This window comes from Streptomyces sp. NBC_00986 (genome assembly GCF_045162565.1).
Taxonomy (GTDB): Bacteria; Actinomycetota; Actinomycetes; order Streptomycetales; family Streptomycetaceae; genus Streptomyces.
Genome location: NZ_CP108733.1, coordinates 6,784,003 through 6,796,270, shown reverse-complemented (window position 1 = coordinate 6,796,270; position 12,268 = coordinate 6,784,003). Strand labels below are relative to the sequence as shown.

The 12,268-nt window shown below is 70.3% G+C and carries 12 protein-coding genes and 1 pseudogene; 6 read left to right on the top strand and 7 right to left on the bottom strand.

Annotated features, from left to right (window positions below; all coding sequences use genetic code 11):
• Positions 1 to 2: 2 nt before the first annotated feature.
• Entirely contained in the window at positions 3 to 596 is a 594-nt protein-coding gene (locus tag OG504_RS30470; RefSeq protein WP_405992662.1) for an HAD family acid phosphatase, read from the bottom strand.
• Positions 597 to 816: 220 nt separating this feature from the next.
• Here OG504_RS30470 and OG504_RS30465 point away from each other — a divergent pair, with 220 nt between their 5' ends.
• Entirely contained in the window at positions 817 to 1,425 is a 609-nt protein-coding gene (locus OG504_RS30465) for a flavin reductase family protein (protein ID WP_405992661.1), read from the top strand.
• A gap of 603 nt (positions 1,426 to 2,028) precedes the next feature.
• On the opposite strand, the gene OG504_RS30460 is transcribed toward OG504_RS30465, so the two are convergent.
• Positions 2,029 to 2,631: a TetR/AcrR family transcriptional regulator gene (locus OG504_RS30460; RefSeq protein ID WP_405992660.1), complete on the bottom strand. Its 603-nt coding sequence runs from the start codon at positions 2,629 to 2,631 to the stop codon at positions 2,029 to 2,031.
• Positions 2,632 to 2,721: 90 nt separating this feature from the next.
• On the opposite strand from OG504_RS30460, the gene OG504_RS30455 reads away from it, so the two are divergent.
• The 4 genes and pseudogenes from OG504_RS30455 to OG504_RS30440 all read left to right on the top strand — a co-directional run bounded on the left by OG504_RS30455 (position 2,722) and on the right by OG504_RS30440 (position 5,122).
• Complete coding sequence (locus OG504_RS30455; protein WP_405992659.1) at positions 2,722 to 3,168, top strand: anthrone oxygenase family protein; 447 nt, start codon at positions 2,722 to 2,724, stop codon at positions 3,166 to 3,168.
• A gap of 48 nt (positions 3,169 to 3,216) precedes the next feature.
• Positions 3,217 to 4,064 (top strand): annotated as a pseudogene (locus OG504_RS30450) (LacI family DNA-binding transcriptional regulator); the annotation flags it as partial.
• A 110-nt stretch (positions 4,065 to 4,174) separates the two neighbouring features.
• The gene (locus tag OG504_RS30445; RefSeq protein WP_405992658.1) at positions 4,175 to 4,726 is read left to right on the top strand and encodes a VOC family protein; all 552 of its coding nucleotides are present in this window, start codon (positions 4,175 to 4,177) and stop codon (positions 4,724 to 4,726) included.
• 102 nt (positions 4,727 to 4,828) lie between these two features.
• Positions 4,829 to 5,122 carry an SCO0607 family lipoprotein gene (locus OG504_RS30440; protein ID WP_405992657.1) on the top strand — a complete coding sequence of 98 codons (294 nt, stop codon included), beginning with the start codon at positions 4,829 to 4,831 and terminating at the stop codon, positions 5,120 to 5,122.
• 3 nt (positions 5,123 to 5,125) lie between these two features.
• Here the strand turns inward: OG504_RS30440 and OG504_RS30435 are convergent, their stop codons facing one another.
• Positions 5,126 to 6,493 carry an MFS transporter gene (locus OG504_RS30435; protein ID WP_405992656.1) on the bottom strand — a complete coding sequence of 456 codons (1,368 nt, stop codon included), beginning with the start codon at positions 6,491 to 6,493 and terminating at the stop codon, positions 5,126 to 5,128.
• Between the two features lie 72 nt (positions 6,494 to 6,565).
• On the opposite strand from OG504_RS30435, the gene OG504_RS30430 reads away from it, so the two are divergent.
• Positions 6,566 to 7,660 carry a GlxA family transcriptional regulator gene (locus OG504_RS30430; protein WP_405992655.1) on the top strand — a complete coding sequence of 365 codons (1,095 nt, stop codon included), beginning with the start codon at positions 6,566 to 6,568 and terminating at the stop codon, positions 7,658 to 7,660.
• 14 nt (positions 7,661 to 7,674) lie between these two features.
• Here the strand turns inward: OG504_RS30430 and OG504_RS30425 are convergent, their stop codons facing one another.
• The 4 genes from OG504_RS30425 to OG504_RS30410 all read right to left on the bottom strand — a co-directional run bounded on the left by OG504_RS30425 (position 7,675) and on the right by OG504_RS30410 (position 12,259).
• On the bottom strand, positions 7,675 to 8,931 hold the full coding sequence (locus OG504_RS30425) for an MFS transporter (RefSeq protein WP_405992654.1): 1,257 nt from the start codon (positions 8,929 to 8,931) through the stop codon (positions 7,675 to 7,677).
• A 107-nt stretch (positions 8,932 to 9,038) separates the two neighbouring features.
• Positions 9,039 to 10,088, bottom strand: a complete 1,050-nt coding sequence (locus OG504_RS30420) for an alcohol dehydrogenase catalytic domain-containing protein (RefSeq protein WP_405992653.1) — start codon at positions 10,086 to 10,088, stop codon at positions 9,039 to 9,041.
• Positions 10,088 to 11,236: an acyl-CoA dehydrogenase family protein gene (locus OG504_RS30415; RefSeq protein WP_405992652.1), complete on the bottom strand. Its 1,149-nt coding sequence runs from the start codon at positions 11,234 to 11,236 to the stop codon at positions 10,088 to 10,090. The genes OG504_RS30420 and OG504_RS30415 overlap by 1 nt, the downstream gene beginning before the upstream one ends.
• 111 nt (positions 11,237 to 11,347) lie before the next feature.
• Complete coding sequence (locus OG504_RS30410; RefSeq protein WP_405992651.1) at positions 11,348 to 12,259, bottom strand: SDR family NAD(P)-dependent oxidoreductase; 912 nt, start codon at positions 12,257 to 12,259, stop codon at positions 11,348 to 11,350.
• Positions 12,260 to 12,268: the final 9 nt, after the last annotated feature.

Below are 12,268 nucleotides of genomic sequence, written 5' to 3'. Positions count from 1 at the left end.
CGTCAGTCCAACAGGCCGTCGTAGTCCGGGAGTTTGTACGTCGTGTCGGCGTAGCCGCCCGAGAGGTCGGTCGTGTTGTTGCCGATGTTGGCGATGATGTCGTAGCCGTTCGCCTCGATCGCCTTGCGCTGGGAGGTCTTGAAGTCGGCGATGGACTCGGTCAGCAGCTGGGCGACCGTACGGGCGTAGAGGCCGTCGACCGTGTAACCGACCGTCGTCAGGTTGGACTTGGTGACCACGTTGAAGAGGTTGCTGCGGGCGCTGACGAAGAAGACGCTGATGCCCTTGGCGTGCGCGTCCTGGGCGAGGGCGAGGACCGGCGGGGTGGCGGGGACCGTGATGCCGCCCTCGAAGTAGGTCTCCAGCGAGGTGTTGTCGATGTCGAGCACGATCGCCTGCTTGGCGCCGGAGGTGTTGGCGGCGGCGCGGGAGTCGATGTAGGTCTGCGCGGGGCCGGTGACGGCGGCGACGTCGGTCAGCCACTGGGACTCGGTCACGGTCGCGTCGGCGGCCTGCGCGGGCAGGGCGGAGCCGAGCGCGATGGCGAGGCCGGCCGCGACAGCTATGGCGCCGCCGCGTGCGGTGAGACGGTTCATCGGGTGGGTGCTCCTCGGGTCACGGCAGCCCACCGGTGGGTACCGGGGGCAGTCGTTGCGCAACATTGCTGCCGGTGGGTGTGCGGCGAGTGACTCGCAGTGGTCCGCGCGGCGACGTAACTGCCATGTTCTGGCCGGGAGTCTGTGAATCGGCCGTCAGAACCCGCACGTCCCGCACCCCTTCCTATCTGATGAACCGTCAGCTTCAATGGGTGATGTGATGGGACACGCAGGGGCAGCAGCGGCCGCCGTCCGTTACCTCAGGTCGGCCGGAAGCGCTCCGGCCGCGCAGCCTGTCGAGGCGCTGCCGCGGCCGGAGCTTCGGTGCGTCACGGACGACGAGCGGGCGCCGGTCGACCAGGGCGAGTTCCGGCGCGTGCTGGGCACGTTCGCGACCGGCGTGACCGTGATCACCGCCCCCGCGGCCACCGGCGAACCCGGCCCGGCCGGCTTCGCCTGCCAGTCCTTCTCCGCCCTCTCCCTCGACCCGCCCCTCGTCGTCTTCATGGTCGGCCGCACGTCGACGACCTGGCCCCGCATCGCCCGCGCCGGCGTCTTCTGCGTCAACGTACTCGCCGCCCACCAGGGCGAGTTGTGCCGCGGCTTCGCGGTGAGCGGCAGGGACAAGTTCGCGGGCGTGCCGTACGACACCTCCCCCGTCTCCGGGTCCCCGCGCCTCACCGGCGCCGCGGCCTGGGTCGACTGCACGATCCACGCGGTGCACACCGGGGGCGACCATCTGATCGTGGTGGGGCGGGTGGACGGGCTCGGCGTGACCGACGACGGGGACGGGGCGCCGCTATTGTTCCACCGGGGCCGCTTCCTCTGACGGTCGGCTCGGCTTGTGTGCGACCGGTTCGGCTTGTGTGCGACCGGTTCGGCGGGGCTCGGTGCCCTTGCCGTGGTGGCGCGGTCCGTGGTCCGTGGTCCGTGGTCCGTGGTCCGCGGTATGCCTCGCCGGTCGCGGCGGTGCGGCCCACGTCGTGGCGGATTTCGGGGCGACGGTTCTTCGCGCCGGGCGGTCGACCCGGACCGGGACCGGGAGTTGAGGGTCCGGGTGCCGCCGTAGGCGAGAGGGTCGGTCTTCGCGTGGGGATTCCGGCCCCCCCGCCGTACCCGAGCCGGGTGAGTCGATGCGGCGGGGGCGGCCTCTCCTACGGCCGCCGGAGGTCGACGGCGAGCGGTCCGGCCGGGCGGAGTCGGGTGCGGGCGGCGATGATCAGCGGTGGCCGGCGGCCGGTGAGGCGCGGAGTCTCGGGCGTGGGGCGCGGAGTCTCGGGCGTGGGGCGCGGAGTCTCGGGCGTGGTCCGGCCGAGGGTCCGTTCGAACGGCCGAAGGCCGCGCTTGGTGTCGTAGCGACGCAGGAGCGCCTGCCGACAGCGGGCGACGGCCCGGGGGACCCCGGCCGCGCACCCGCCGGGACGGTGGTGGGTCAGATCACGGCGAGCCGGTCCACCAGCAGCTCCACCCGCCGCGCGGCGTCCTCCGGCGGCAGCCGTCCCGCTCGGGTCAGGGTGGCCAGCCCGTGCAGGGCCGCCCAGAACACCTCGGTGAACAGTCCCGGGTGGACACCGTCCCCGGCGACCTCACCGAGGCTCTCCAGCAGGGCGGCGAACGCATCCTTCAGCGGCTCCGGAGTGTCCTCGCGCGCGAACGCCAGGCCTCCGTCGAGCTGGAACATCGCGTCGTAGACCGCCGGGTTGCGCGCGGCGAAGTCGAGGTAGGCGCGGGCCAGGGCCGTGACCTTGGCGCGAGAGGCGTCCGCGGCGGAGGTCGCGGTGGAGGTCGCCGCGGAGGTCGCGGCCCGCAGCGCGGCGGCCATCTCGGCGGCGCCTTCGAGGGCTACGGCGCCGATGATCTCGCGCTTGCCGCGGAAATGGCTGTAGAGGACGGGCTGGCTGTACTCGATGCGCTCGGCGAGCCGGCGGGTGGTGACCGCGTCCCAGCCCTGCTGCTCGGCGAGTTCGCGGGCCGTCGCCACGATGAGGCGCTCGCGGCCCGCCCGTTCGCGCTCCTTGCGTTCCTGTACCGACATGACTCGATCCTAGCACCGCTAGACAATCGAGCGACGGAAGGTCTAGCGTCGCCTCATCAGCTAGCAGCGCTAGATCCCGGGAGGGTCGTCATGCTCAACGCACTCGAGGTCTTCACCACCGTGGTCGTCGGTCTGATGGTGGGGGTGGAGTTCTCCGTCGCCTTCGTCATCAACCGGATCCTCAACGCCCTCCCCGACGACAGCAACCAACTCGGCCGCGCCCACGGGGGCCGGATGCTCGGCGCCGTGATGCCGTTCTGGTACATCGGCTCGCTCGCGCTCAGCGCGGTCTGGGCCGTCGCCGAACGGCACCACCCCGGCGCCGGCCTCGTCGTCACCGCCGCCGCGTTGCTGATCGTGAGCGTGATCATGTCGATCCTGCTGCTCGTCCCGATCAACAACCAGGGCAAGACGTGGACCCCCGAGAACCGGCCCGCGGACTGGAAGGAGCAGATGAACCGCTGGGACCGCTACCACTACGTCCGCCTCGCCGTCATCGTCGCCGCCTTCGCCCTGCTGGCCGCCGCCCTCGCCTGAACCGACACAGGCAAGAGGACCGGGGTCAGCGAGGCCACGGTCAGCCGGGTGCTCAACAACAGGCCCGGCGTCTCGGAGACCACACGGCAAGTGGTCCTGCACGCGTTGGACATGTCCGGCTACGAGCGCCCGACCCGGCTACGGGGCGAACGAACTCCCCGCCTCGTGGGCCTGGTTCCGCCCGAGCTGCGCAACCCGATCTTCCCGGCATTCGCCGACGTCCTGGCCGGCGCCCTCGCGCGGCAGGGCCTGCCCCCCCCTTGCTGTGCACCCAGGGCAGTGGCGGGGTGTCCGAGGCCGGCCACATCGAACTCCTGCTGCGGCAACAGGTTTCCGGAGTCGTCTTCGCGGGCGGTCTGTACGCGGAGGCCGATGCCTCGCACGGTCACTACGAGGAGTTGGCGGCCCGCAACATCCCGGTGGTCCTGATCAACGCGGCCATCGAGCATCTCGACTTCCCCACGGTCTCCTGCGACGACACCGCGGCCGTGGAACAGAGTTGGCGCCACCTCGTCCCGCTCGGCCACGAGCGGATCGGCCTCGTCCTGGGGCCCGCCGACCACGTGTCTTCGCGGCGGAAGCTCGTCGCCGCTCGCGCCGCGGCCAAGGCGGCAGGCGGTTCGCTGCCGGACGCGCATGTGCTGCACGGGTTGTTCTCGGTCGAGGGCGGCCGGGCCGCGGCGGCCCAGTTGATCGAATCCGGGGCCACGGGCCTGATCTGCGCGAGCGACCCCCAAGCACTCGGCGCGGTGCGCGCGGCGCAGCGACGGGGCCTCGACGTACCGCGCGAGGTCTCTGTCGTCGGGTTCGACGGCTCGGCCCTCACGGACTGCACCGGGCCTCCGGAGGAAATGCTCTTCGAACCACACCTCCTGGCCCGCGGATCCACAGCACAGGTCGCACAGCCGGAGGAACGGCCGGCAGGACAGCGGTCCAGTAGGCCAGAGGCTGACCTACCCCACCCCTACCGTCGCCCCGACACCAACAGCGGCGAAGGGAACCCTCCATGCCCCAGCACACCAACTCCGCGCCGACGGGCTACACCACCGTCGCCCCCTGGGTCGTCACCGACGACACGGGAGCCTTCCTCGACTTCGTCGCCGTGGCGTTCGGCGGGGAGGAGCTCGGGCGGGTGGTGACCGAGGGCGGAGCGATCGGTCACGGTGAGATCCGGGTCGGGGACACGGTCGTGCTGGCCTTCGACCGGGCCCCGGACTGGCCCGTCATGCCGAGCCTGCTCCGCGTGTTCGTGCCCGACGCGGACCAGGCGTTCACCCGGGCCGTCGACGCCGGCGGCCGCATCGTCACACCCCTGGCGAACGACGCCTTCGGACAGCGCGGCGGGCGGATCAAGGACCCCTTCGGCAACATCTGGTGGGTGGTCGCCCACGTGGAGGACGTCCCCGAGGACGAGATGTGGGAACGGCTACGGCAACCCGAGTACGCCGAGGTCATGCGCGTCGCCCAGGAGACGTTCGACGCCGAACTCAGCGGCCGGGGCCGCGGGCGCAGCAGCACGCCCGTGCGGACGACGGTTCCTCCGAGTGCTCCTGAGTAACCCGCGCGCCGATTCTGAGCCCACGTACTCATGAAGGTCCGCTCCACCTCCGGCAGCCTTGCTCTCAGACCGATTCGAGCATCTGACCGGGGGACCTCAACCATGAGCAAGCGCACGCGAGTCGCCGTTCTGACATCCGTCCTGATATCCGCCGCCGGGCTGCTGTCGGCCTGTTCGTTCTCCACGGCGGACGCCATGTGCGGTGGGGGCGAGTACCCGGTCCTGGCCGTGGGCAGCACCGCGGGCGGCGCCTGCGTGAAGAACGGCGACAACCCGCCGAGCGGCTATACGCGGTACCCGAAGGGGAAGGTGCCGCAGCACGTCGACGACAAGTGGGACACGTACTGGCAGACCCACACCGTGGACGCGAAGGGGAACATCACCTCGGCCCCGTAGCCGTCACGCCACCGCGACCGCGCCCGTCCTCACGACCGGCCGCCGCCGGATCACCAGCGCCATCAACGCCGCCACCGCGCACAACGCCCCCGCCACGTACCAGACCATGTCGTACGACCCGAACGCGTCCCGCGCCACCCCGCCCAGGAAGGCGACGAGCGCCGCGCCGATCTGGTGGGAGGCGAGGACCCAGCCGAAGACGATCGCGCTGTCCTCGCCGTACTGCTCGCGGCACAGGGCGAGGGTCGGGGGGACCGTGGCGACCCAGTCGAGGCCGTAGAAGACGATGAAGAAGAGCATCGGCGGGTGGACCGTGGGGGCGAGCAGCATGGGGAGGAAGAGGAGGGAGATGCCGCGCAGGGCGTAGTAGACGGCGAGCAGGCGGCGGGGTTCGAAGCGGTCGGTGAACCAGCCCGAGGCGATCGTGCCGACCACGTCGAAGACTCCGATCACCGCGAGCAGCGAGGCCGCCGCCGTGATGGGCATGCCGTGGTCGTGGGCGGCGGGCACGAAGTGGGTCTGGATCAGACCGTTCGTGGACGCGCCGCAGATCGCGAAGGTACCGGCCAGCAGCCAGAACGGGCCCGTGCGCACCGCCTTGAACAGCACCGCGACCGTACGGCGGGCCGCACCCGTCACCGGTTCCGGCTTCGGCACGAACTCGGTCGCCCCGTACGGCTTCGCACCCACGTCCGCCGGATGGTCCCGCAGCAGCAGCCAGACGAAGGGGACGACGGCCAGCGCCGCGAGGGACACCGTCACCGCCGCCGGGCGCCAGCTGTGCTCCTCGACTATCCAGGACAGCAAGGGCAGGAAGATCAGCTGGCCCGACGCCGATGCCGCCGTCAGGATGCCGGTGACCAGGCCCTTCCGCGCGGTGAACCAGCGGTTGGTGACCGTCGCCGCGAACGCGAGCGCCATCGAACCGCTGCCAAGACCCACCAACAGGCCCCAGCACAGCAGCAGTTGCCACGGCGCCGTCATCCATACCGTCAGTCCCGACCCGAGCGCGATCACGGTCAGCGCGACCGCGACCACACGCCGGATGCCGAAGCGGTCCATCAGCGCCGCCGCGAAGGGGGCCGTCAGCCCGTACAACGCGAGGTTGATGGACGCCGCCGCCCCGATCGTGGCGCGCGACCACCCGAACTCCTGGTGCAGCGGATCGATCAGCAGCCCGGGCAGCGAACGGAACGCCGCCGCCCCGATGATCGTCACGAACGTGACGGCGGCGACGAACCAGGCGCGATTGATCCGGGTACGGCTACGACGGCTACGGCCGCTGGGTGCGGGTCCGGAGCCGGGCCCCTCGGCGGTGCCGGAGCCGGGCTCGTCTGCGGTGCCGGGCGTGGCATCGGTTGTCTGCGTCACGTCAATGAGCTTCCGGCATCCCGCCCCTCCCGAGCCACTGGCCCGAAGGACAGCATTCGCTAGAATCGGGCCATGAGCCGAGAGCCCGAGCCGGAGTACCGCCCGCACCGCGTCGTCGTCCTCGCCCTCGACGGCCTCCTCCCCTTCGAACTGGGCATCCCGCACCGTATCTTCGGCCGCCCCAGGGACACCGAGGGGCGGCTGCTGTACGAGGTCGTCACCTGCTCGGTCCGCCCGCCAGGCCCCGTCGACACCGACGCCGACTTCGCCATCCACGTCCCGAACGGCCCGGAGGCCCTCGCCACCGCCGACACCGTGATCGTCCCGGCGTCGTACGAACTCGGCCCGGTCTTCGAGGAGGGCGTCCTCACCCCCGAACTCACCGCCGCCCTCGCCCACATCCGCCCCGGCACCCGCCTCGCCTCCATCTGCACCGGCGTCTACGTCCTCGCCGCCGCCGGCCTCCTCGACGGCCGCCCCGCCACCACGCACTGGGCCGACGCCGAACGCTTCCAGGAGCTGTTCCCGCAGATCGAGGTCGACGCGGACGTCCTGTTCATCGACGACGGCGACGTCCTCACCTCCGCCGGTGTCGCCGCCGGCATCGACCTGTGCCTGCACATGGTCCGCCGCGACCACGGCACCGCGGTCGCCAACGACGTCGCCCGCCGCACGGTCGTACCGCCGCACCGCGACGGCGGCCAGGCCCAGTACATCCACCGCCCGGTCCCGGACCCGCAGGTGGCGACCACGACCGCCGCCCGCACCTGGGCCCTGGCCCGCCTCCACGAACCCCTCCAGCTCCGGGACATGGCCGAGCAGGAGGCGATGTCCGTCCGCACCTTCACCCGCCGCTTCCGCGAGGAGGTCGGCATCAGCCCCGGCCAGTGGCTCACCCAACAACGCGTCGAACGAGCCCGCCACCTCCTCGAGTCCACCGACCTCTCCATGGACCAGGTCGCCACCGACGCCGGTTTCGGCACGGCCCAGTCGATGCGCCAGCACCTCCAGACAGCCCTGGGCGTCACCCCGACCGGCTACCGCCGCACCTTCCGCACGGGAGGAGCCACGGCAGCAACAGGGGCCAACGCCGGCTCCGAACCCGCCCGCACCACCGCCGACTCCGATCGCCACAGCACGGTCGGCACGGTCGGCGCCCTCAACTGACCTGGCGCCACAGCTCACTTGACGCCCTCAGCACCCACTCCAGCTCCAACACCCCCTAGTTCTACGGCGCCCTCACCACTCCCCTCCGCACACGCGACCCGTCTCGCCCGCCGCGCCTCTCCCCACCACCCCACGCCGGTCATCGCCACGGTCAGGCACACCCCCGCCAGAATCGCCGTGGACGGTGCGGCCACCCTGAGCAGGGCACCGGCCAGCGACCCCGTCGCCGCATACCCCGCCCCCGCCGCCGCGTACATCACGGAGTACCCCGCGGCCAACGCGCCCGGCGGCAACACCTCACGCAGCGAGAGATTCCGGGTGAGCATCGCCCCCGACTGAAGCGTGCCGCCCATGACCAACGCGACCGCGATCCCCGCCGTGGCCGGTATCACCGCGGCCAGCGCCACGCACACCGAGGTGCCCGCCATCAGCACCGCACTCCGGGTGCGCAACAGCCCCGGCCAGCCTCGCAGCCCGTAGACGAACGCACCCAGCCCACCCCCCACCGCCATCCCGGTCAGCAGAGGACCCGACCAGCCGACCCCGATGCCGCGCTGTTCGAGCAGAGCCGGAAGGACAAGCTCCGACAGCCCGAGCAGGGCAAGGCTGGCCGCACCCACGATGTACACCGGCCACGCCCCGACCAGCACCCTGAGCAGCGGAGGCCCCTCCCCGCCGCCCGAGCCATCCGCACCGCCCGCACCCCACCTGGCCGGCAGCAACCACAACCCCGCGACCGACCACGCCATCAACACGGCCGCAAGCAACAAGGGCACCCTCGGCGCGACACCGAGCGCCAGCCCGGCCACCGCCGCCGGAGACACGGCCCACACGCCCGCCGTAAGGATCGACTCGACGGACAGGGCCTGCGCCACGGACCGCGCCGGCACCAACTCGCTGAGCAGCGTGCGCAGTCCACCGGTCGCGGCGGCCGGCGCACCCCCGGCGACGAACGCGAACCCGGCGAGCACGACAGGATGCGCCCCCGGAAACACCCCGAGCCCGAGAAACCCCACCGTCCCGACCGCGAGCCCGACAGCCAGCTGAACCCGGGCCCGCTCCGGCCGCAGCCGCATCCCGAGCACCGGCGCCCCGCCTATCTCCCCCAGCACATAGGCCGCCGCGAGTATCGCGCCCAGCGAGTAACCCCCCGGCCGCTCGCGCACCAGGAAGACCAGGGCCAGCGGCGCCATGGCCACCGGCATCCGGGCGCCTATGGCGGTGCATGCCCAGGTCAGCACCTGTCGGGAGACCACATCGCGGTAAGTCATGCCAAAACGCTAAGGCCCGGGACCGACAACGCCCCAGGAATTTCCCCCGCCTGTGGATAACTCCAGCCATGCAACCGTCAAGCACGCCCGAAGCCACCGCCAGAACGTCAGAACGTGAGAACCCCGCGCGCCACCCGCCCCGCCTCCGCGTCCCCCGCCGCCTTCTCGAAGTCCTCGACGGGATACGTCTCGGTCACCAACTCATCGAGCAGCAACCGCCCTTCGCGATACAGCTGGGCGTACAGGGCGATGTCCCGCTGCGGCCGCGACGACCCGTACCGGCACCCGAGGATCGACTTGTCCAAATACATGGACGAGACAAGGAAGGACGCCTCGGCGGTAGCCGGCGGCACCCCCAACAGCACAGCCTGCCCATGCCGATCCAGCAGATCCACGGCCTGCCGTATCAACTCCACCCGCCCCACACACTCGAACGCATGGTCCGCCCCGTTGGGCAGAATCTCCCGCACACCCTCGGCAGACGTAAGGAAGTGCGTGGCCCCGAACTCCCGCGCCACAGCCTCCTTCCCAGGGTTCGCATCCACGGCGACGATCGTCAACGCCCCCGCGATCCGGGCCCCTTGAAGCACATTGAGCCCGATCCCACCCGTCCCGATGACGACGACACTGTCCCCAAGTCCAACGCGCGCCCGATTGAGAACAGCACCGACCCCGGTCAACACCCCGCACCCGATGAGCGCGGCGGAGGGCATCGGAATGTCCTTCGGAATCCGCACGGCCTGCACGGCCTGCACCACGGTCCGCTCGGCGAAGGCGGAGTTGGAAGCGAACTGGTACACCGACTGCCCGCCCCGCGTGAACGGCTTCCCCGGCCGCCCGATGGCCTGCCGGCACATGGTCGGCCGCCCCCGGTCGCACTCGGCGCAGGTCCCGCAGTTGGCGAGCGTGGACAGAGCGACATGATCCCCGGGCACGACATGGGTGACGCCCACACCCACAGCCTCGACCACCCCGGCACCCTCATGCCCCAGCACCACGGGAACGGGGAAAGGTATGGTCCCGTCCACCACAGACAGATCGCTGTGGCACAACCCGGCCGCCGAGATGGCGACCAGCACCTCACCGGGGCCCGGCTCCCGGACCTCCAGATCGTCCACGACCTGGATCTGCTTGCCGTCGAAGACCACACCGCGCATCAGACGACCCCCTTGGGTTCCCTGGGCAGACCGAGCACCCGCTCGGCGATGATCGTGCGCTGAACCTGGTCCGAGCCGCCGTAGATCGTGTCGGCCCGCGAAAAGAGGAACAGGTGCTGGAGCAGGTCGAGTTCGTACGACAGGGACGGCGTCCAGTCCACCGGCCCGACCGTCGCCTCGGCCCCCCGCACCTGCATCGCCAACTCCCCGAGCCGCTGATGCCACCCGCCCCACAGCAGCTTGGCCACACTGGGAGCCCCCGCGTCGCCGGCCCGCCCCAGGGTCCGCAGGGCGTTCCACCGCATGGCCTTCAACTCGGCCCACTGCCGCACGAGTCGATCACGCAGGACGGGATCACCAACGGCCCCCGAGGCAACGGCGGTTTCAACCACTCGCCCCAACTCCCGCGCGAACCCGATCTGTTGGGCCAGGGTCGACACCCCCCGCTCGAACCCGAGCAGGCTCATGGCGACGGTCCACCCCTCGCCCTCCCCGCCCACAAGATGCTCGGCACGCGCACGTGCCCCGTCAAAGAACACCTCGTTGAATTCGCTCGTCCCGGTCAACTGCCGTATGGGCCGCACCTCGACACACCCCGGCTGATCCATCGGCACGAGCAGAAAGCTCAACCCCCGATGCCGCCGAGACCCCACCTCAGTCCGAGCCAACACAAAACACCAGTCGGCCTCATGGGCGAGCGAGGTCCATATCTTCTGCCCCGTGACCCGGTACTCCTCACCGTCCCGCACGGCAACAGTCCGCACCCCTGCGAGATCCGACCCGGCCCCGGGTTCGCTGTATCCCTGACACCACAGCTCATCCCCCGCGGCGATGGCCGGCAGGAAACGGGATTTCTGCTCGTCGCTTCCATGCGCGATGAGGGTAGGGGCAAGAAGGTTCTCCCCAATATGCCCGGACCGAGGCGGCGCGTCCGACCGCGCATACTCCTCGGCCCAGGCGACCTGTTGAGTGAGGGTGGCACTGCGATTCCCGTACCCGGTCTCGGGCCAACCCAGCCCAATCCACCCACTCTTACCAAGCGTCCGTTCCCACACACGCCGATCCGGATCCGAATCAGCATGCTCAGAGAGCCACGCCCGAACCTCCGCCCGAAAAACTTCATCCTCGGCAGCAAACCCAAATTCCACAGGGGCTCCTAAAAAAACTCCGCTCAGGCCAACTCCCTCAAGGGGCGCGGGGAACTGCGCGACCAGCCCCAACACACCCGCACACGCCACTCAACGCACCACCCCACCCCACTAGGCGTTAGGTCGACTCCCATCCCGCGCAGCCCGCTCCATCTCCTGCAACCGAGAAAGCATCGGCATCGGATCCACCCCGACAGACCCCGGCAAAAGCTCAGCGATCTTCTCAGCCGTCCACCCCCCGGACGCATACGCCGCCCGCAACTCCCGAGGCTGCGCCCAAACCGCAATCTTCTCCCCGGCAACGGTATAAACCTGCCCGGTAATCCCAGCCTCCCGAGCCCGCTCGGACAACAAATAGACAACCAGCGGCGCCACATCCTCCGGCGACCCGATCTCCGCCAACTCCATAGGAACGTTCGCAGACATCCGCGTACGAGCAACAGGCGCAACCGCGTTAGCGGTGACCCCATACTTGTTCAACCCAAGCGCAGCACTCCGCACCAGCGAAATAATCCCGCCCTTGGCCGCACTGTAATTGGCCTGAGAAACCGACCCTTGATGATTCCCACTGGTGAACCCGATCAACGTCCCCGCCCGCTGCTTCCGCATCACCGCAGAAGCCGCCCGAAACACAGTGAACGTCCCCTTCAGATGAGTGGCGAGAACGGGATCCCACTCCTCCTCGGACATATTGAAAAGCATCCGCTCCCGAAGAATCCCGGCAACGCACACCACCCCATCGATCCGCCCGTACGAAGACACCGCAACATCAACAACCCGCTGCCCCCCAGCCATGGTTGAGATGTCATCGGCAACAGCGACAGCTTCCCCACCCGCAGCCGAGATCTCCTTTACGACCCCCTCGGCGATCTCACTCGTAGGCGACGCCCCGTCCATAGAGACCCCGTAGTCGTTGACGACAACCCGCGCCCCCTCGGCGGCAGCCGCCAGCGCAACCGCCCGCCCGATCCCCCGCCCCGCCCCCGTGACAGCGATGACCTTGCCAGCCAAGAAGTTCCCCATGTCCGGCCC